General features: G+C 33.1%; 18 protein-coding genes. 16 read left to right on the top strand and 2 right to left on the bottom strand.

Translation table 11 applies throughout. From position 1 onward, the window contains the following. Window positions 1–195 precede the first annotated feature (195 nt). The 10 genes from rpsU to rpoD all read left to right on the top strand — a co-directional run bounded on the left by rpsU (window position 196) and on the right by rpoD (window position 10312). Complete coding sequence (rpsU, locus tag F5ESL0228_RS04335) at window positions 196–372, top strand: 30S ribosomal protein S21 (RefSeq protein WP_046306945.1); 177 nt, start codon at window positions 196–198, stop codon at window positions 370–372. 133 nt (window positions 373–505) lie between these two features. Continuing rightward, window positions 506–949, top strand: a complete 444-nt coding sequence (locus F5ESL0228_RS04330; protein WP_122018245.1) for a GatB/YqeY domain-containing protein — start codon at window positions 506–508, stop codon at window positions 947–949. 23 nt (window positions 950–972) lie between these two features. After that, complete coding sequence (locus F5ESL0228_RS04325) at window positions 973–1929, top strand: PhoH family protein (RefSeq protein WP_122022972.1); 957 nt, start codon at window positions 973–975, stop codon at window positions 1927–1929. Further along, window positions 1929–2453 (top strand): rRNA maturation RNase YbeY, encoded by a 525-nt coding sequence (ybeY, locus tag F5ESL0228_RS04320; RefSeq protein WP_122022971.1) that lies wholly within the window; start codon window positions 1929–1931, stop codon window positions 2451–2453. Before F5ESL0228_RS04325 ends, ybeY begins: the two co-directional genes overlap by 1 nt. Beyond that, complete coding sequence (gene era, locus F5ESL0228_RS04315) at window positions 2453–3361, top strand: GTPase Era (protein ID WP_122018242.1); 909 nt, start codon at window positions 2453–2455, stop codon at window positions 3359–3361. The genes ybeY and era overlap by 1 nt, the downstream gene beginning before the upstream one ends. A 3-nt stretch (window positions 3362–3364) precedes the next feature. Further along, window positions 3365–4120: a DNA repair protein RecO gene (gene recO / locus F5ESL0228_RS04310; protein ID WP_122022970.1), complete on the top strand. Its 756-nt coding sequence runs from the start codon at window positions 3365–3367 to the stop codon at window positions 4118–4120. Window positions 4121–4372: 252 nt separating this feature from the next. Then, window positions 4373–5290 (top strand): glycine--tRNA ligase subunit alpha, encoded by a 918-nt coding sequence (glyQ, locus tag F5ESL0228_RS04305; protein ID WP_122022969.1) that lies wholly within the window; start codon window positions 4373–4375, stop codon window positions 5288–5290. Beyond that, window positions 5283–7349, top strand: a complete 2067-nt coding sequence (gene glyS / locus F5ESL0228_RS04300) for a glycine--tRNA ligase subunit beta (RefSeq protein ID WP_122022968.1) — start codon at window positions 5283–5285, stop codon at window positions 7347–7349. The genes glyQ and glyS overlap by 8 nt, the downstream gene beginning before the upstream one ends. A 25-nt stretch (window positions 7350–7374) precedes the next feature. Next, a complete protein-coding gene (gene dnaG / locus F5ESL0228_RS04295; protein WP_122022967.1) occupies window positions 7375–9177 on the top strand; it encodes a DNA primase in 1803 nt (600 codons plus the stop codon). Between the two features lie 13 nt (window positions 9178–9190). After that, window positions 9191–10312 (top strand): RNA polymerase sigma factor RpoD, encoded by a 1122-nt coding sequence (gene rpoD / locus F5ESL0228_RS04290; protein ID WP_122022966.1) that lies wholly within the window; start codon window positions 9191–9193, stop codon window positions 10310–10312. A 91-nt stretch (window positions 10313–10403) separates the two neighbouring features. On the opposite strand, the gene F5ESL0228_RS04285 is transcribed toward rpoD, so the two are convergent. Further along, on the bottom strand, window positions 10404–11600 hold the full coding sequence (locus F5ESL0228_RS04285; protein ID WP_122022965.1) for a CPBP family intramembrane glutamic endopeptidase: 1197 nt from the start codon (window positions 11598–11600) through the stop codon (window positions 10404–10406). Between the two features lie 17 nt (window positions 11601–11617). Beyond that, on the bottom strand, window positions 11618–12058 hold the full coding sequence (locus F5ESL0228_RS04280) for an 8-oxo-dGTP diphosphatase (protein ID WP_122022964.1): 441 nt from the start codon (window positions 12056–12058) through the stop codon (window positions 11618–11620). 193 nt (window positions 12059–12251) lie between these two features. Here F5ESL0228_RS04280 and F5ESL0228_RS04275 point away from each other — a divergent pair, with 193 nt between their 5' ends. From F5ESL0228_RS04275 to F5ESL0228_RS04250, 6 genes are all read left to right on the top strand, one after another. Continuing rightward, complete coding sequence (locus F5ESL0228_RS04275) at window positions 12252–13124, top strand: ATP-binding cassette domain-containing protein (RefSeq protein ID WP_122022963.1); 873 nt, start codon at window positions 12252–12254, stop codon at window positions 13122–13124. Next, the gene (locus F5ESL0228_RS04270; RefSeq protein WP_122022962.1) at window positions 13117–14631 is read left to right on the top strand and encodes a hypothetical protein; all 1515 of its coding nucleotides are present in this window, start codon (window positions 13117–13119) and stop codon (window positions 14629–14631) included. The genes F5ESL0228_RS04275 and F5ESL0228_RS04270 overlap by 8 nt, the downstream gene beginning before the upstream one ends. A 180-nt stretch (window positions 14632–14811) precedes the next feature. Continuing rightward, window positions 14812–15495 carry a class I SAM-dependent methyltransferase gene (locus F5ESL0228_RS04265; protein ID WP_122018233.1) on the top strand — a complete coding sequence of 228 codons (684 nt, stop codon included), beginning with the start codon at window positions 14812–14814 and terminating at the stop codon, window positions 15493–15495. Then, window positions 15488–16285, top strand: a complete 798-nt coding sequence (locus F5ESL0228_RS04260; protein ID WP_122018232.1) for a Nif3-like dinuclear metal center hexameric protein — start codon at window positions 15488–15490, stop codon at window positions 16283–16285. Before F5ESL0228_RS04265 ends, F5ESL0228_RS04260 begins: the two co-directional genes overlap by 8 nt. Before the next feature lie 12 nt (window positions 16286–16297). Then, window positions 16298–17539, top strand: coding sequence for a peptidase T (pepT, locus tag F5ESL0228_RS04255; protein WP_122022961.1), 1242 nt, complete (start codon window positions 16298–16300; stop codon window positions 17537–17539). Between the two features lie 865 nt (window positions 17540–18404). Further along, window positions 18405–18764, top strand: coding sequence for a GntR family transcriptional regulator (locus tag F5ESL0228_RS04250; protein WP_122022960.1), 360 nt, complete (start codon window positions 18405–18407; stop codon window positions 18762–18764). Window positions 18765–18766 lie beyond the last annotated feature (2 nt).

The following is an 18766-nucleotide window of genomic DNA, read 5'->3' as shown; positions in this document are numbered from 1 at the left end:
ACTCCTTTTTACTTAAATTATACAATTTAACTGAAATCTTTAACATATTTAGTATAAATTAATTAAAGTTAAACTGCGATGATGAAAAATAATTTTAAAAAATATTGCATGTTTGTATTGACCGATTACAATGGTTTGATATAATTTAAATAAATGCATGACGGTAACGTCAAGAAATGGAAGGAGGGATCACATATGGCAAAGACAGTCGTTCACGAAAACGAGTCTATTGATGATGCTCTTCGTCGTTTCAAACGTTCCGTTTCTAGAAGTGGTACTTTACAAGAATACCGTAAACGCGAATTTTATGAAAAGCCAAGTGTACGTAGAAAGCTTAAATCTGAAGCAGCTCGTAAACGTAAGCATTATTAATTAATAATAAAAAACAACTTTGATCCCTTGATTAAAGTTGTTTTTTTATGTTAAATAATCTTTTATTTGTTTTATACTGAACTAAAGATTTGCTATAATCTAAGTAGACATTGTTTAGAAAGAGGTAATTAAGTTGAGTTTAGCAGAACAAATTATGACTGATATGAAAACTGCAATGAAGTCGCGTGACAAAGTTAAGTTAAATACTGTTCGGATGATCAAAGCTGCTTTAATGAATGAAAAAATAGAAGTTGGTCATGAGCTAACACCAGACGAAGAATTAACTATTCTAAATCGTGAAAAAAAACAACGTGAGGAATCAATTGCAGAATTTGAGAAGGCAAAGCGTGATGATTTAGTTGATGAAACTCGTTCGGAGTTAAGAATTATTGAAAGTTATTTACCCGAGCAGCTTTCTGAGCAAGAGCTACAAAAAATCGTTAAAGAATCAATTGATGAAGTGCATGCTAGTAACAAAGCTGATTTTGGCAAGGTAATGAAAGTCATAATGCCGAAAATTAAAGGTAGAGCTGATGGTAAAATGGCTGCTAATGCGGTCAAAGCTCAATTGAGCTAGACGAGAAAAGGAGTATAGTTAATTTGGCTCAAACCAATTTTATTCCAAAAAAACCAGAAAACATCCAAAAACTAGTAGGTGTTAATGATCATAACCTTGATTTATTGGCTAATGGTTATGACGTTAGTATAACTGATACTGGAAATCAAGTTATGATTGACGGTAGCGAAAGCCAAATTAGCAAAGTTATTGCCGTCTTAGAAGCTTTAGACAATTTGGTTAGTGCTGATATTAATATTGGCGCACCCGATATTGTTAGTGCTATGAAGATGGCTGATAAAGGAACGATTGAATATTTTCCAGATTTATATAAAAAAATTTTAATTCGGGATGCTAAAGGCAAACCGATTAGAGTTAAAAATATAGGTCAGAAAAACTATGTTGAAGCAATTGAACAGCATGATGTCGTATTTGGTATTGGACCTGCCGGTACAGGTAAGACTTTTATTGCTGTTGTTTGTGCTGTTGCAGCATTTAAAAAAGGTGAAGTTTCACGAATAGTTTTAACTCGACCAGCTATTGAAGCAGGAGAATCATTAGGATTTTTACCCGGCGATTTAAAGGAAAAGGTTGATCCATATTTACGTCCAATATATGATTCGCTCTACTCAATTTTAGGAACCAATACAACCGATCACTTGATGGAAAGGGGTGTAATTGAAGTTGCCCCGCTTGCTTACATGCGCGGAAGAACACTTGATGATGCCTTTATTATTCTTGATGAAGCACAAAATACAACGGATGCACAAATGAAAATGTTTCTTACACGATTAGGCTTTAATTCCAAGATGATTGTTAATGGAGACATGACTCAAGTAGATTTGCCCGGACGTCAACGAAGTGGACTAATTGATGCAAAACATATTTTAAAGAATATTGATCAAATTAAATTTGTTGATTTTTCTGCCAATGACGTTGTTCGTCATCCTGTTGTTGCTAAAATTATTAATGCTTATGAAAAAGGAGAAGACCGAACTTAATGAGTTCAATCGATATCACATATAATGATGAAGTGCAATTTTTGCAAAATACAGAGCTTGATTGGACAAAGTGGATTTCCAAGTTGCTTTTACTTGCAAAAAAAGAAATTGCTAAAAAAAACAACTTGGAAATGAGTATTAGTTTTGTTGACGAAAATCGTAGCCAAGAAATTAATCGTAAATACCGCAGCAAAAATCGACCAACCGATGTCATTTCTTTTGCAATTGAGGATGGCGATGATCAAGTAGATTTAGAAGCATTTGCCTCAGATCCCAATTTTTGTGAAGATATTGGTGATTTAATCATGTGTCCTAGTGTTATTAAGCGTCACAGCGAGGAATACGAAACTGGATGGCGGCGAGAATTTGGTTACACTTTAGTTCATGGCTTTTTACATCTTAATGGCTATGACCATATTAAACCTGCGGAAGCAAAAGTAATGTTTGGTATTCAAGGTAAAGTTTTAGAGGATTATGGATTACCACTATATCCAGATCAATTAGATGAAGGCAGGGGTAAGTAATGACCAGCAACACACAAAACAAATCAGGGTTTGTGGCCCTTTTAGGTCGACCAAATGTTGGTAAATCAACGTTAATGAATTATTTAGTTGGTCAAAAAGTTGCAATAACTTCGAATAAACCACAAACAACCCGAAATAAAATTTCTGGCATTTATACAACTGATGATATGCAAGTGGTTTTTGTTGATACTCCAGGTATTTTTAAGCCACATGGTGATCTTGACGATTACATGGATAAGGCTAGTATATCTAGTTTAAACGATGTGGATTTAATATTATTTATGGTCGAACCAGAAAAGATGGGCAAGGGTGATGCTTATATTGTAAATCTGCTAAAACAAGTAAAAATACCAGTATTTCTATTAATTAATAAAGTAGACCGTGTAAACCCAAATGATCTATTAGAAATAATTGATGAATATCGCCAGTTAAACATTTTCAAAGAATATCTTCCCATTTCTGCAACTCAAGGAATCGGCATTTCGGATTTAACACAAGTTTTGCATGAGTATCTTCCCAAAGGACCTGCATACTATGACGCAGAACAAATCACAGACAGACCGGAATACTTTATGGTTGCTGAATTAATTCGTGAGCAATTGCTAAATTTAACAGACGAAGAAGTTCCTCATGCTGCAGCAGTTTGGGTTGAACAAATGAATCAGCATGAAAATAACAAACTCCAGATTGAAGCTACAATTTACGTTGAAAAGAGCGGTCAAAAGGGCATCATCATTGGCAAAGGTGGGAAAATGCTTAAGCAAATTGGCATTAATTCTCGTAAACAAATTGAAGAGTTACTCGGAGAAAAGGTAAACCTTCATTTATGGGTAAAAGTTCAACGAAATTGGCGGTCTGATCCGCGATTTTTAAAACAGATTGGATACAACAAAAAGGATTTATCTTAAACCATGTCACGCGAACTGATCGAAGTTCAGGGAATTATTTTTAAACGGCAAAAATACAATGAAGCTGATTTATTGGCTAAGATCATAACCCAAAAAAACGGGATCTTAACAATGATTGCTCATGGGGCACTTAAACCTAAGTCAAAATTAGGAGCAGCTCTACTTAACTTTTCCCACGGTACTTATGTCATCTCGACCACTGGGCAGGGAATTAGTAACTTGCGAACCTACAAAAACATACGACAATTTGATGGGATATTTAACAATTTGACAATGAATGCTTATGCCTCATTTATTTTGGATTTAATTGACCATGCATTTGTCGAATATCAAAATGTGGGTAAATACTATGATCTTGCTGAATTTGCTTTACAAAAAATCGTCGAACAATCCGATCCAGAAATGATTTCACAAATTGTACAAATGCAATTGTTAGCAGCTTATGGAGTTGAACCAGAGCTTCATAAATGTGTTGTTTGTGGGGAAAAAAATGGCGAGTTTGACTACTCAATTAAGTACGGTGGTATTCTTTGTAAGCAACATTTTTACACGGATGCTCACAGACTCCATCTTCAACCTAAGCAAACCGCCGTTTTAAGAACAATTGGATTAGTACCATTTCAACGATTAGGCACCATTACAATTAATAAAGATACCAAAAAAGCAACTCGTCGGGCAATTGATCAAATTTATCAAGAAACAATTGATTTAAATTTAAAGACTAAAAAATTTCTTGATGAGTTAAATTTATTGCCCTAAGCCTTTAGCTCACATAGTTATTATGATAAAATATTATTGTACTTTGATGAAGATGAGGATTTAAAAAAGTACCAGTTAAGCGAGTGTCAGATAGTGTGAGGACATCTGGGAAAAGGCACCTCTAGTCAATTTAATTAAGAGCAGGGAATAATAAACAAAACATCCCTGAATTAGGGTGGAACCGCGATTAAATCGTCCCTATGCAAGTTTTGCATAGGCTTTTTTTATGGCCTTATGCAGGAAGGATATAAAATGGCAAAGAAAAAATTAACTATTCAAGATATGATTTTTAAATTGGAAGAATTTTGGTCATCTAAAGGCTGCATGGTAATGCCTTCTTACGATGTTGAAAAAGGGGCGGGAACAATGAGTCCATATACTTTTTTACGCGCCGTTGGACCGGAACCATGGGCTGCTTGCTATGTAGAGCCTTCAAGACGACCTGCAGATGGTCGCTATGGTGACAATCCTAATCGTTTATTCCAGCACCATCAATTTCAGGTCGTAATCAAGCCTTCTCCAGAAGAAATTCAACAATATTATTTAGATAGTTTAAAGGTTCTTGGGATTAATCCTTTAGAACATGACATTCGGTTTGTTGAAGATAACTGGGAAAATCCATCAATGGGCTGTGCCGGTGTTGGTTGGGAAGTCTGGCTTGATGGTATGGAAGTTAGTCAGTTTACTTACTTCCAAGTTGTGGGGGAACTTAACGTCAAGCCAACAATGAGTGAAATTACGTATGGTGTCGAAAGGCTGGCATCATATATTCAAGATGTTAATTCTGTTTTTGACTTAGAATGGGGCAATGGAGTTTTGTACCGTGATATTTTCAAAGAAGCAGAATATGAAAACTCTAAGTATGCATTTGAAGAATCAAACCAGCAGGATTTATTAAAGTTTTTTGATGTATATGAGAGAACTGCTAAAGAATTGATTGGTTTAAACTTAGTGCAACCAGCTTATGATTATATTTTAAAATGTTCTCATACATTTAACTTGCTTGATGCTCGCGGAGCAGTTTCGGTAACGGAGCGGGCTGGCTATCTATCAAGAATTAGAAATTTAGCTCATGAAGTAGCAGTTTGCTTTGTCGAAGAACGTGAAAAAAGAGGCTTCCCGCTATTAAAGAGCGCGGAAGATAATAAGGCGGGGCTTAAAAATGACTAAAGATTATTTATTTGAAATTGGTACAGAGGAAATGCCAGCTCATGTTGTTTCTCGAAGTGTAAAACAATTGGCTGATCGAACCCAAAAATTTTTACTTGATAATGGTTTAAAGTTTAAAAATATTAAAACTTTTTCAACTCCACGACGATTGACAATTTTAGTTGAGAGCCTAGCAGAAAAGCAAGAAGACATCGACGAAATTAAGAAAGGACCAGCGAAAAAAATAGCTTTAGATCAAGATGAAAATTGGACTAAAGCTGCACAAGGATTTGCACGTGGTCAAGGGATGACCACTGACGATATTTATTTCGAAGAATTAAAAGGCACTGAATATGCTTATCTTCATATCAAAAAAGAAGGTAAGCTTGCCAGCGAAATTCTTTTGCAAATGAGTGACGTCATTAAAGCTATGACATTTCCAACCAAAATGAGGTGGCATACAAATGATTTTGAATTTATACGTCCAATTCACTGGATTGTTTCTCTTTTTGGTAATGACGTAATTCCCGTAAAATTACTTGATATTACCGCTGGTCGAAAAACCTATGGTCATCGTTTTCTCGGTGAATCAATCGTTTTAGCAAAAACAAGTGATTATGAAGATGCCTTAAAAGATCAGTTTGTTATCGTTGATGCTAATAAACGTAAAGAAATGATTGTTGACCAAATAAATAGTCTCGTCAAGAAGCATGATTGGCAAATTAAGTTAGATAAAAGCCTGTTGGAAGAAGTTACTAATTTGGTCGAATACCCAACTGTGTTTGCCGGCTCATTTGACAAGAAATATCTGCAGATGCCACAAGAAGTACTGATTACTTCAATGAAAGATAATCAACGCTATTTTGAAGTTTATGATCAAAATGGTAAATTGGTTAACCATTTTATTGCAGTTCGTAATGGAAACAAAGAATTCTTAGAAAATGTGATTTTAGGAAATGAAAAAGTGCTCGTTGCTCGACTAGATGATGCCCAATTTTTCTATGATGAAGACCGGAAATATCCATTAAGCCATTTTGTTCAAAAATTAGATAACGTCTCATTCCATGATAAAATCGGATCCATGTCCGAGAAAGTTAAACGAGTAAAAATAATTGGCGAATTTTTGGTCAAAAAATGGCATCTTGATGAACAAACAAAAGTAGACTTTGACCGGGCCAGTGAATTATATAAATTTGATTTGGTTACTCAAATGGTTGGTGAATTTGCTGAATTACAGGGCGTTATGGGCATGCACTATGCCGAATTGGCAGGAGAAAAAAATAGTGTTTCTATTGCAATCAAAGAGCACTACATGCCAACGACTTCAGAAGGTGAATTACCTCAAACAACGGTAGGGGCACTTTTATCAATTGCTGATAAACTAGATACTATTATTACTTTCTTTGCAGCAGGTATGATTCCAAGTTCTTCCAACGATCCATACGCACTAAGACGTTATGCTTACGGAATTGTTCGCATTTTACTTAAACAAAATTGGTCATTACCGTTTAATGAAGTTTTACCAGCGATTGTTATTGCACTCAATGGTAAAACAAGTGCTAAATTACCTAACACTGATTCCCAAGATGAAGAAATTGCTTCATTCATTCGAGATCGGATAAATCAATACTTACAGAAAAACAACTTTAAATATGACATCATTGATGCTGTATTAGCTTCAAGGCAGCAAGATCCAATTCAAATTTTGGCGGCAGCAAATGTTTTACAAATCCATCATGACGATGAAAAATTCAAACCAGTTGTTGAAAGCCTTATTCGGATTAATAATATTTTAAAGAAGGCAAAATATCAGGGTCAGGATTCAGTTAATTCAGAATTATTTGAAAATGATAGTGAGAATGAGTTAAATGCTGGTGTTCAGTCATTAAGTCAAGTTACTGATTTAACAGACCTTTATGATGGGTTTGTTAGATTACAGCCACTAATTAATCGTTATTTTGAAACTAACATGATTATGGACAAAGATGTGAAAGTTAAAAATAATCGATTGGCTCAACTCAGTGCTGTTGCACATCTTGCTGGTTATTTAGGAGACTTAAGTAAACTGGTTATTAAATAATAATGAAGTAGTGGGCGATCAAAAGATGGCAGGATTAATTTCTGAAGAAACAATTGCTAAGGTTCGTAAAAATCTGAATATCGTAGATGTAATCGGTCAATATGTAACGCTTGAGAAAAAAGGCAAAGATTATGTTGGTTTGTGCCCTTTTCATCAAGAAAAGACACCCTCATTTACAGTCAATGAACCAAAACAGTTTTTCAAATGTTTTGGTTGTGGTAAAGGTGGCAATGTTTTTACTTTTCTAATGGAAAAGGAAAATCTGACTTTTCCAGAGAGTGTTCAAAAGGGCGCTGATATAGCCAATATTGAAATTTCTGAATTTAAGCAACATTCAATTAGGTACTCTAATGTTTTAATTGAAATTACCGAAGAAGCAGCTAAATTCTATCATCGCGTATTAATTTCAACTAATGCGGGTAAAAGAGGATTAGAATATGCCACTTCGCGAGGACTTGATTCTGCGATTATTGATCATTTTTGTATTGGTTATGCACCTAAACAAAACAATTTACTTTTAACATATTTACGTGAACGTAAATATAAAGATGAGGATTTAATAAAAAGTGGTTTATTTGTTCAATCTAATAAGGGGGAAATGTTCGATCGTTTCCGTGATCGGTTAATGTTTCCCTTAAGTAATGAAGGCGATTATGTCATTGCCTTTTCTGGGCGTCGGATATCAAATGATAAATCTGAGGCCAAGTATATTAACAGTCCTGAAACAAAAATTTTTAGTAAATCAAAGTTGCTTTTTCACTTTGCAGAAGCTAAAAAAGCGGCAAAATCAGAAGGTCATTTAATTTTATACGAAGGATATATGGATGTGATTGCTGCTTATAAAGCTGGAATTAAGTCTGGGATTGCTTCTATGGGTACAAGTCTAACTGACCAGCAAGTTTACATGCTTAGACGTATCACTAATACTATCATTATTAATTACGATGGTGACGATCCAGGCATTCATGCAGAGGAAAGAGCGGCAAAAATGTTTGCTAAAACCGGTAATTTCAGTTTGGGAATTGTTGTTTTACCTGAAAAACTTGATCCAGACGAGTATGTAAAAAAATACGGTACTGTTAAATACCGTGATGAGATTAAAGCAGCACTTACACCAACTGATTTTTTCTTAAAACGTTTAGCCCAAAAATACAACCTAGATAATGATAGAGAAAAACTTGTTTATTTAGACGAAGCTGTCAAAGAAATTGTTCAATTACCTAATCCCGTTGAACAGGATTTATATTTAGACAAAATTTCTAAGCAACAAAATGTGTCAAAAGATTCACTTAAAATAAATTTAGTGAAATATCGCAGACAATTTAATACAGCAAGACAGCATAAAGCTAGTTCTTTTATAGCAGATTCAATAAATGATGATAATATTATTTCTCCAATTGAGGGAAATGGTACTAGTAAAATCGATCTTGTTCAAACCAGATTGCTATATTTATTCATTCACTCTGAACATGCACGTAATTATTTGTTGGAAAACAAGTTTTTATTTCCCGATCAGGATTATCAAAAATTAGCGGAGCTTTGGTTAAATTTTTGTGAAATACATAAAAATCCGTCTGCTAATAGTTTCTTAAATTTTATTCCTGGCGAACTTCAAGGTATAATAGTTAATACTGAAATGATAGACATGCCTCAGGATTTTTCAAACAAGGAGATTGATGAGCAAATTCATTCCTTACAAATGCGACAAATTAATATTCAATTGCATGATCTTATGAATGATCTTCAGGAAGCCAAAAGAAAAATGGATAACCAAGAGATTATTAAAATTACTCAGAAAATCTTACAGTTAAAGCGAATCCAAGGTTAGAGGGGGGCTTATAATGGTAGAAAAGAAAGACACTAACAATACTGAAAAATTACCACTTGATAAGGTAGTCAAAGAAGTTGTTAAAGATGTTAAAAAGAATAAAGCAATTACAGAAACTGAATTTGTTGACCGTCTTGTTAAGCCCTATGATTTACAGGGCAAAGCTGTTGATCAATTAGTTCAGGAATTTGAAGATAATGGGATAAGTATCGTTGATGAAAATGGTGATCCTTCTAAATTAGCCTTAAAGAAACAAAAAGACATTGAAAAAGCCGAGCTAAAAGATATGTCGGCTCCATCAAGCGTGAGGATGAATGATCCTGTGCGGATGTATTTAAAAGAAATTGGTCGTGTACCGCTTTTAAACGCCGATCAAGAGATTTCTTTAGCTAAAAGAATTGAAAAAGGTGATGAAGAAGCCAAGCAGGAATTAGCTGAAGCTAACTTACGTCTTGTTGTCTCAATTGCTAAACGGTATGTTGGACGTGGAATGTCTTTTCTTGATTTAATTCAGGAAGGTAACATGGGATTAATGAAGGCTGTAGATAAATTTGATTATAGCCTAGGGTTCAAGTTTTCAACTTATGCGACCTGGTGGATAAGGCAAGCCATTACCCGTGCAATCGCAGATCAGGCACGGACAATTAGAATTCCGGTTCACATGGTAGAAACAATCAACAAATTGATCAGAATTCAAAGACAGTTATTGCAAGATTTAGGTCGTGAACCAACACCTGAAGAAATTGGTGCCGAAATGGATATGCCAACTTCCAAGGTACGTGATATCCTTAAGATTGCTCAAGAACCAGTTTCACTCGAAACACCAATTGGTGAAGAAGACGATTCTCATCTTGGTGACTTTATTAAAGATAAAGATGCAACTAGTCCAGAACAACATGCTTCATATGAAATGTTGAAAGAGCAGTTAGAAGAAGTTTTAGATACACTTACTGATCGAGAAGAGAATGTTTTACGATTACGTTTTGGTCTTGATGACGGCCGAACTAGAACTTTAGAAGAAGTCGGGAAAGTCTTTGGTGTTACTCGTGAACGTATTCGCCAAATTGAAGCCAAGGCTTTACGGAAATTGCGTCATCCTAGTCGTTCCAATCAGTTACGTGATTTTTTGGATTAACTTTATACTATACAAAAAGCTTCACTTCGCGCAATAAACGAAGTGAAGCTTTTTTTACTTTATCTTAATTTTAACTTTTTCTCTTATAAATTTAAAATGCTTTTTTATTTAATCCTTGAAGATTCAAATTATATTCGACAACTTTTTTACGTTTACCTGTAACTAGAAACAAAGCTAGTCCGAGGTAAATTAAAACTATGAAAATTAATAATTGCCAGTCAAATATTGTAGGACTTAACATCGAAGTACTCCCAGACGCAATCATCCCCGCTAAATCATATAAGAGGTGGTATGCAATATTGCTAATAATTGTACCAGTGTATAAATAGAGTGCTGAAAATAGTATACCTACTGTCATTGCATTAATCACTTGCAAAAGAGTAGCTGATAATGGTTGAACAGGAGTATTTAAAAAATGAATTAGACCAAAAATTAAGCCATCAAGAAATATTGCCCAAAAGATTTGCCTACTAGAATTTTGGAGTAACTTCAATAAAAAACTTAAAATGCAAAAGCGCATCATCCATTCTTCACCAATTCCAGCAGCAAAAGCATTTAAAGTTAAATATAAAAGATTACTATTTGAAGCTACCCTAAAATTCCAGTTAGTAAGAATACCGTTCAATGAATTGGCATCATTAAAACCATTAAACAGACAATCTATGACAATAAAAATAATTAGAATACTCAAAATTAACTTTGAAACTCTTGAACTAAACTTAAAATTAGGAGTAACAAATCCCCATTTTTTCATCACAAACCATGTAGTAACAACAAAACTTAAACTACCAATAATTGCACTATTGGTACAAGCCTTTAAAAAAGGGTTAGTGGGAATAGGGTAAGTAGATTCTATTTCGACAATCAAATATATAAACCATAGTAAACAAAAACGTCCCCATTTATTCTGAACATTTCCCATAGCCAATTCGCCCATAGGAATAAACATAAAAATTTTATAAATTGTAATAAGACACAAAACAAATGTTGTTATAGTCGCATTTGTATACTTAATTAAAAGATCACTTACAAAAGTAAAGAAAAAAATTGGGGTACTAGTGATACTAATTGCATGAAAATAATAATTGCAGTGAATTAACTTACTATTTACATTTTTATTTAATACTGAAAACTGTAAACTAATCAAAATTATCAAAACAAATGCTTTAAAAGTAGTAGTCCCACCAGCATGAATAAATAAACTATAAATTAAACTAAATATTACAAGTAGCAATTGTAATAAGGTCTGCAGTAGGTGCCAACTTCTTATTTTTTTCTCTGTAACCATTAAAAACCTTTCTAGACTTAAAACAGTTCATCACGCTTGCCATCAAGTAAATGTTCATCAATATCATTATTAAAATAAACTTTTAAATCGCGGTCAAAGTTATATGCAAGCTTTTTTTGTTGCAATTCTTTTTTTGTCATCCAGATAAGCTCTCCTTCTTTTGATGCTTTTAGCTGCCCACTAAACTTTGTAGCAATATAAAAAAAGACGATATAGCGATTATTATTATCGTCATAAAACTGTTTAATTCCCACTAAATGTGGCTTCTTAATTGTTAAATTAGTTTCTTCTTTAATCTCTCGGATGACCGAGTCGTGAAATGATTCATGCGCTTCAACATGTCCGCCTGGAAAGGTGAGTCCAGGCCACGTTGGATCGTTACGATTAATCACTAATATTTTTTGATTATTTTTAATCATACACATATTTGTTAACGTTACTCTTTCAGTTCTATTCATTTTGTGTAACTTCCTTTCATCTTTTTATTGAATTTATTATATAAAAAAGATGAAAGATTAACCAGATAAATTTATAATACATTAATTTGCATACAATCAATAATTCTATTAACAATTTGTACTTTGTACTATAATAGCATAGTAATACAATATATAAAACCGTATTAAATTTGTACATCTGGAGGAATTGACTATGGAGTTAAATATCAAAAATGTATCGTTAAGGCTTGGTCAAAAGCTAATACTTGATAATATTAACCTGAATTTACATTCAGGTGGGCTCATTGGACTAATTGGTCCAAATGGTTCTGGAAAATCAACCTTACTGCGTATAATTTCAACTATTTTGAAACCTGAAAAAGGAAATATATTTCTAGATGGAGCAGACATTGTTAAATACCCCAAAAAGATGCGAAATTCATTAGGATATTTACCACAGCAAGTTCCGTATTATCCACATTTAACAGCAATTGAATATTTGCAATACATTGCTGCTCTTAAAGGAATTTCTAAAAAACAAACACGAAGTAATATTGAAAATTTACTAACTAAATTTCATTTGATTAATGCAGGAAATACAAAATTGGCCGACTTTTCTGGCGGTATGAGACAAAGAGTAGGTATAGCCGCCACATTACTAGGTGATCCAAAAGTAATTATTATTGATGAACCTACAGCCGGGTTAGATCCATTAGAAAGAGTAACTATTAGGAATGTTTTGGCAGGTATGGCTGTTAATCATATTGTTATTTTATCAACCCACATTATTTCTGATATAGAAGCAGTTGCTTCTAAAATTATTGTTTTGAAAGAGGGTCAAATTTTATATACAGGTTCACCGGAGGGACTTTTACAAAGGGTAACAAATTCAGTTTGGGAATATACTGCTCCAGTTAATCAGGTACTTAATCAACTAGAAAAAGTTAGTTCTATTACGCAAGAAATTGATGGTGTTCATATTAGAGTAATCTCTCAATCTAAACCTAATGCAGAAGCCGTTAATGTAACACCACGCTTAGAAGATGCCAGTCTGGCTATTTTAGAAAGCGGTGATCAGTTTGACTAGAATTGTTAAAGCTACATTTTTAGAACGAAGTCGACGCTTGTCATATTGGGCTCTAATAATCTTGGCCTTAATCGCAGCAGTTATTGGATATCCAAGAATTAAAGGTCCAATTAAGGTATTTGTACTTGAGCCGAATGTATTTATTCAAGCAAGCAATCCTAGTTGGGTTCCGGTTAGTGTAGTGTTAGTATTAGGTTTGTTTTTACCAATTATTAGTTACCTGTTTTTAAAAAATACAATTGGAATTGATTATCAAAATCATACTAATGTTCTATTAGCGTCAGTTTCATTTTCTAAAATTAAGTACATTGGTGGAAAATTTTTGGCGAATTGTTTACTTTTATTTATTCTCTGGATTATTATCATATTAGGGACAATTATAATGGTGATTTTACAATTCCCAGGAAAATTTATTGACTTTTATCAATTCTTAACGCCATTTTTAACTTTATTACCTTGTATTTTTATAATTTCGACGCTTGCTATATTTACAGAAATTGTTCCTTTTCTAAGAGGTAATCTAGGAATAATTCTTGTTAGCTTTTTTTCATTAATTTGTTATGGAGTTAGTATCGAAAATTATAATTCCCTTTTTTTAAAGATAATTAATCCATCTGGTAGCTCCTATTTATTCAAAATGATTCAAGATACTTGCGCTAAGACGGTAGGGCAACCATTAAAGCAAACAATGCTATTTAGTTCAGGAAATTTTAAAGGAACAGGAAAGCAGAATTTATTTTTTCAACCGATTAAATTTACTCATCAAGATCTACTAATTTTTATTATTCAGCTCATAATTTGTATTGTAATGCTAATTTTAGCAGGTTTTATTTTTTCTCCTCATAGATACTCAAATAAAATTCGTAACAATTTAATCCCTATTAACTTAATTCACGATCATCGTAAATTGAAAACAATTAATTCTAAAATCCATTCAAAATCGGCTAGTAGTAGTTTATTAAAGACTTCGTTTGCTTTATTATGGAGACCGTTATCTATTTATAATAAACTTGCATTAATTATTTTGTGGTTAACAGCATGGTTTAGTTCATTAACCATAAAGCAATTAATAATTTTACCTTTAATTTTATTAACAGAATTACCATTACTAAGTAATTTAGGTTCACAAATTACTCAATCTGGTTCCTATCAATGGCTGATAACGATTCCTAAAGCACAAAATAAGCAACAAATTTTTGAATATGTAGCTAGTTTAACATTTACACTAATCTTGCTTTTACCTTTCATGATAAAGTCAAGTTATATTGCTTTATTACTAACATGTTTTAGCATTATGATTTGTATGCTAGCACAAGTTTTAGGATTAATAACTAGAAGTAACCGGATGTTTATCTTTTTAATGGTTATTTTTTGCTTTATATATCTAAATGGGATTACTAACTTGTTACCCATAAATAAGCTAAATTCATCAGTTTGGTTAATATATCTTGGTGTAACACTAGTTTTATTTTTAATAAAATATAGCTTAAAGCAGTTAAGCAAATAATTCGTATAAGTATTCATATTAAATTATTCTTTATTAGCTTCATTTTGAATTAAACTCAAAATGAAGCTTTTTGGTAAAGATTGATTTTTAATTAAATTCATTAATTTTAAAAAACATTTAATTATTAAAACAACTTAAGTAATGTGCTAAAATTTCAGTATACAGAAAGTAGGGTGGAAAGTGAATTTACGTTTGAATACGTTAGCTAACATGGTAGATGTAGGTAGTAGGGTTGCCGATATTGGTACCGATCATGCCTATTTACCAATTGAATTAGTTAAATCTGGCAAAATTAATTTTGCCATTGCTAGTGATATTGCTGCTGGACCATTAGCCAATGCAAAGCAAGATATTGTAGAGGCAGGACTTGAAAAAAAGATTGAACCACGCTTAGGTGCAGGGCTTGACACGATTACTAAAGAAGATCAGATTGATACTGTGGTAATTGCTGGGATGGGCGGAAAACTCATGACCCAAATTTTAAATAATTCTTGGGAAAATGATTTAAGTTTTGATACTCTAATTTTAGAGCCAAATATTGGTGAATGTGGTGTTCGTGAGTGGCTAATTGAGCATTATTATCTTATTCAAGATGAACAAATTATTGCTGAAGCAGGGCACATTTACGAATTAATTAAAGCAATAAAAATTAAGAAAAAAGAATTATTAACAAGAGAGCAATTATATTTCGGACCAATAATTTTAAAAAACAAAAATGCCATTTTTTATCAAAAATGGCGAGGACAGTTACTGTATCAAAAAAAACTACTAACTAATTTAAATAAGGCTAAGAAAAAGGATTTAACGCACATTCAACGAATTAAAAATGAAATAAGGATGATTGAAGGCGAACTAAATGACTAAAGTTATTGATATTGTGACGGTTTTAAGACAATATTTTCCAGAAGAAATTGCAAGTAGCGGAGATCCAGTTGGCATACAGATTGGTTCACTTAATCAGACAGTTACCGGATTAATGACTACTCTTGATGTAAGACCTCAAGTAGTTGATGAAGCTATCGACAAGGGAATTAATTTTATTATTAGTCATCATCCAGTAATGTTCCATCCCGCAGTTAACCTCAATTTTGCCAATCCGCAAAATGAAATGTACGCCAAAATTATCAAACATGGGATTACAATTTATTCAATTCATACTAATTCCGATAAAGCACAGGATGGTTCAAGTGATTGGCAAGCAGAAGAACTGGGATTAAAAGAAATCGAACCATTTTGTTTGGATGATGATGGAATTGCCATTGGACGCAAAGGAAAGTTAGCTCACTCTTTTTCAGCGCATGATTTTGCTTATTATGTTAAGTATAAAATGAAAATCAACATGGTAAGATTAATTACCGCTGAACCGACTAAAATGATTTCAACTGTTGGTTTTATCTGTGGTGATGGTAGCAAATACTGGCACCAAGCTGTAAAAGAAAAGCTTGATGCCTTCATTACTGGAGATGTTTACTATCATACGGGACATGATATGATTTCTTCTGGATTAACAGTTGTTGATCCGGGGCATTATACTGAAAAGCTGTTTAAAGATAAAATGTATGAAAAACTAAACCAATGGAATGATGAAAACAACTGGAATATTCAAATTGATAAATCTGTAGTTTCCACAAATCCATTTCAAGATTTATTTTAATAAAGGAGAACCATGGAATATCCAAACTTATTACCAAGATTTTTAAAGTACGTTCAAGTTAATTCACGTTCTGATGAACATTCTTCTCGTTTCCCGTCTACTAAACGTGAGGAAGATTTTCAAAAACAAGTAATCATGACAGATCTTAAAACCTTAGGTTTAAATGATGTCCATTATAACCAAAAGTCAGGTTGCGTAATCGCAGAGTTACCCGCAACCATTGATTATGATGTTCCCGTAATGGGATTTCTCGCACATAGTGACACCGCTGACTTTAATTCCGAAAATGTTAACCCACAAATTCATAGAAACTATGATGGAAAATCTAAAATTAAATTAGGTGATTATGAATTTTATCTTGATCCAGAAGTTTTTCCAAACCTTAAAAATTATCAGGGTCAAACAATTATTACGGCTTCAGGTGATACTTTACTAGGTGGGGATGATAAATGTGGTGTCGCAGAACTTGTAACCTTTGCAGAATATCTTTTGAATCATCCAGAAATTAAACACGGCAAAATTCGATTGGCTTTTACCCCAGATGAAGAAATCGGTACTGGAGCAAGTCATTTCGATGTTGATGAATTTGGCGCTGATTTTGCCTTTACTGTAGATGGTGAGGCACCGGGAAAACTTGATTGGGGAACTTTTTCAGCAGCACAATTCGAACTTGATATTCAAGGCGTCAATGTTCATCCTGCGGTAGCAAAGGAGCAAATGATTAATGCAATTCAAATTGGAATCGACTTCCATAATCAATTACCTCATGAGGAAGTTCCTGAAAAAACTGAAGGTAGACAAGGATTCTTTCATTTAATGAATTTTAAGGGAACGGTCGATAATGCTCACTTAGATTACATTATTCGTGATTTTGAACGTGATGGTTTAGAAAAACGAAAAGCTCTAATCAAAGAGATTGTTACTAAAATGAATGAAAAATTTGGTACAGAGCGGATAAAACTAAAAATGTGGGATCAATACTACAATATGGCTGATGAATTGGCAAAACGAATGGATATTGTCAATTTAGCACGTGAGGCCTACAAAAGTGAGGGATTACCAATTAATGAAGATCCCGTTCGAGGTGGAACTGATGGGTCTCAGTTAACTTATATGGGTCTGCCATGTCCAAATTTATTTGCTGGTGAAGAAAACATGCATGGTCGCTATGAATACACTGTCTTAGAATCAATGTATAAGGCAGTAGACGTTATGGTGAAAATGGCTACATTAAATGCTATCAATAATAAGTAGTGAAACAAATTTTGTATAGAATACGCTTACTTGGCAAAATAATTAAATTTAAAAAATGCTTTTATATCAAGCAAAGCTTGATTTACGAAAAACACAGATAATTATACACATCTACTATAGAAAGCAAAAATTGCTCATACAATCATTGATTTAAATGGTTTTACGGGCATTTTTTTCTTTAAAGTGCTAATTCTACATAGTTGTGAAACAACGAAAAAGTTATTAAAAAATCCTAGTGTTCCATTCTAGTCAAATGATTCATACGATTAATGAGACTAACTTATGCAATAGTAAGCAACTTTACCAAGAGCTTAAGCACATAAATATCAACTTCATAAGTTCATCTCAAAAAAATAGAGATGTTGCTAAATATAATAGTTCTAGATTTTTAATACAAGCCCTGATTTCTGTTTTGTTCTTTATTTTCATTGGTCGTTTACGACAATTATGGAGAACATTGAGGTAATTAAGGAATTTAAGTTTCTCGTTAACATTGGTTATAGTAAAAAGAAATTGCGCAGAATAGCCGCAACTGCTAATTTAATACTCTTTCTATCAACGATGATTATTAGCCTGCTTAATGGGTTAGTTGCCTTTATTGGATTTAGATATATTTTTTAGCTGATGAAGTGATTGCTTTTTAGGCACTTACACCATGGCTGGTGTACAGATTGTTAGTACTGACCTAATATTCTTGCTTATTTATCTCTTTTCCTATTGCAAAGCTAAAGTCTTATTAGACCTTTAATATGTTAATTATGACAAAAAACTATAAAAAGCCAACTTAAATATTGCATAAACTAATAATGTGCGTTATCATCGTGTGTTAGAAGTGTGATACAGTATAAAAAAGGATGGTGGAGTTGTGGAATTTAAAGATAATATCCCTATTTATCTTCAAATCAAACAGTATCTTTATCGGCAGATTATTACCGGTAAATTGCAACCAGGTAGTAAAATCCCTTCTGTACGTGAATTAGCTGTTTTACTAACAGTTAATGTCAATACAGTGCAACGTGCTCTGCAGCAAATGAACACTGAAGGAATTTTATTTACTAAAAGAGGCGAAGGTAATTTTGTGACCGAAGATACTAAACTGCTAGAAAAGACTAAACAGGAATTAATTGAAGAAGAGTTAGATAAATTTGTTGACAATATGGCAGCTTTAGGACTTACTAACAAAGAAATCACAATATCTTTAACACGATATTTAAATAGGGAGTAAAA

It is taken from the genome of Lactobacillus sp. ESL0228, assembly GCF_003692825.1.
Classification (GTDB): Bacteria; Bacillota; Bacilli; order Lactobacillales; family Lactobacillaceae; genus Lactobacillus.
The sequence above is the reverse complement of the archived record's forward strand: the minus strand, read 5'-3'. Positions and strand labels throughout refer to the sequence as shown.

Excerpts from the sequence above, each read along its gene's own strand:
- F5ESL0228_RS04260 (WP_122018232.1), top strand. The coding sequence starts at position 15,488 with ATGACTAAAGTTATTGATATTGTGACGGTTTTAAGACAATATTTTCCA.
- rpsU (WP_046306945.1), top strand. The coding sequence starts at position 196 with ATGGCAAAGACAGTCGTTCACGAAAACGAGTCTATTGATGATGCTCTT.
- recO (WP_122022970.1), top strand. The coding sequence starts at position 3,365 with ATGTCACGCGAACTGATCGAAGTTCAGGGAATTATTTTTAAACGGCAA.
- era (WP_122018242.1), top strand. The coding sequence starts at position 2,453 with ATGACCAGCAACACACAAAACAAATCAGGGTTTGTGGCCCTTTTAGGT.
- F5ESL0228_RS04275 (WP_122022963.1), top strand. The coding sequence starts at position 12,252 with ATGGAGTTAAATATCAAAAATGTATCGTTAAGGCTTGGTCAAAAGCTA.
- rpoD (WP_122022966.1), top strand. The coding sequence starts at position 9,191 with ATGGTAGAAAAGAAAGACACTAACAATACTGAAAAATTACCACTTGAT.
- F5ESL0228_RS04285 (WP_122022965.1), bottom strand. The coding sequence starts at position 11,600 with ATGGTTACAGAGAAAAAAATAAGAAGTTGGCACCTACTGCAGACCTTA.
- glyQ (WP_122022969.1), top strand. The coding sequence starts at position 4,373 with ATGGCAAAGAAAAAATTAACTATTCAAGATATGATTTTTAAATTGGAA.
- pepT (WP_122022961.1), top strand. The coding sequence starts at position 16,298 with ATGGAATATCCAAACTTATTACCAAGATTTTTAAAGTACGTTCAAGTT.
- glyS (WP_122022968.1), top strand. The coding sequence starts at position 5,283 with ATGACTAAAGATTATTTATTTGAAATTGGTACAGAGGAAATGCCAGCT.
- ybeY (WP_122022971.1), top strand. The coding sequence starts at position 1,929 with ATGAGTTCAATCGATATCACATATAATGATGAAGTGCAATTTTTGCAA.
- dnaG (WP_122022967.1), top strand. The coding sequence starts at position 7,375 with ATGGCAGGATTAATTTCTGAAGAAACAATTGCTAAGGTTCGTAAAAAT.
- F5ESL0228_RS04280 (WP_122022964.1), bottom strand. The coding sequence starts at position 12,058 with ATGAATAGAACTGAAAGAGTAACGTTAACAAATATGTGTATGATTAAA.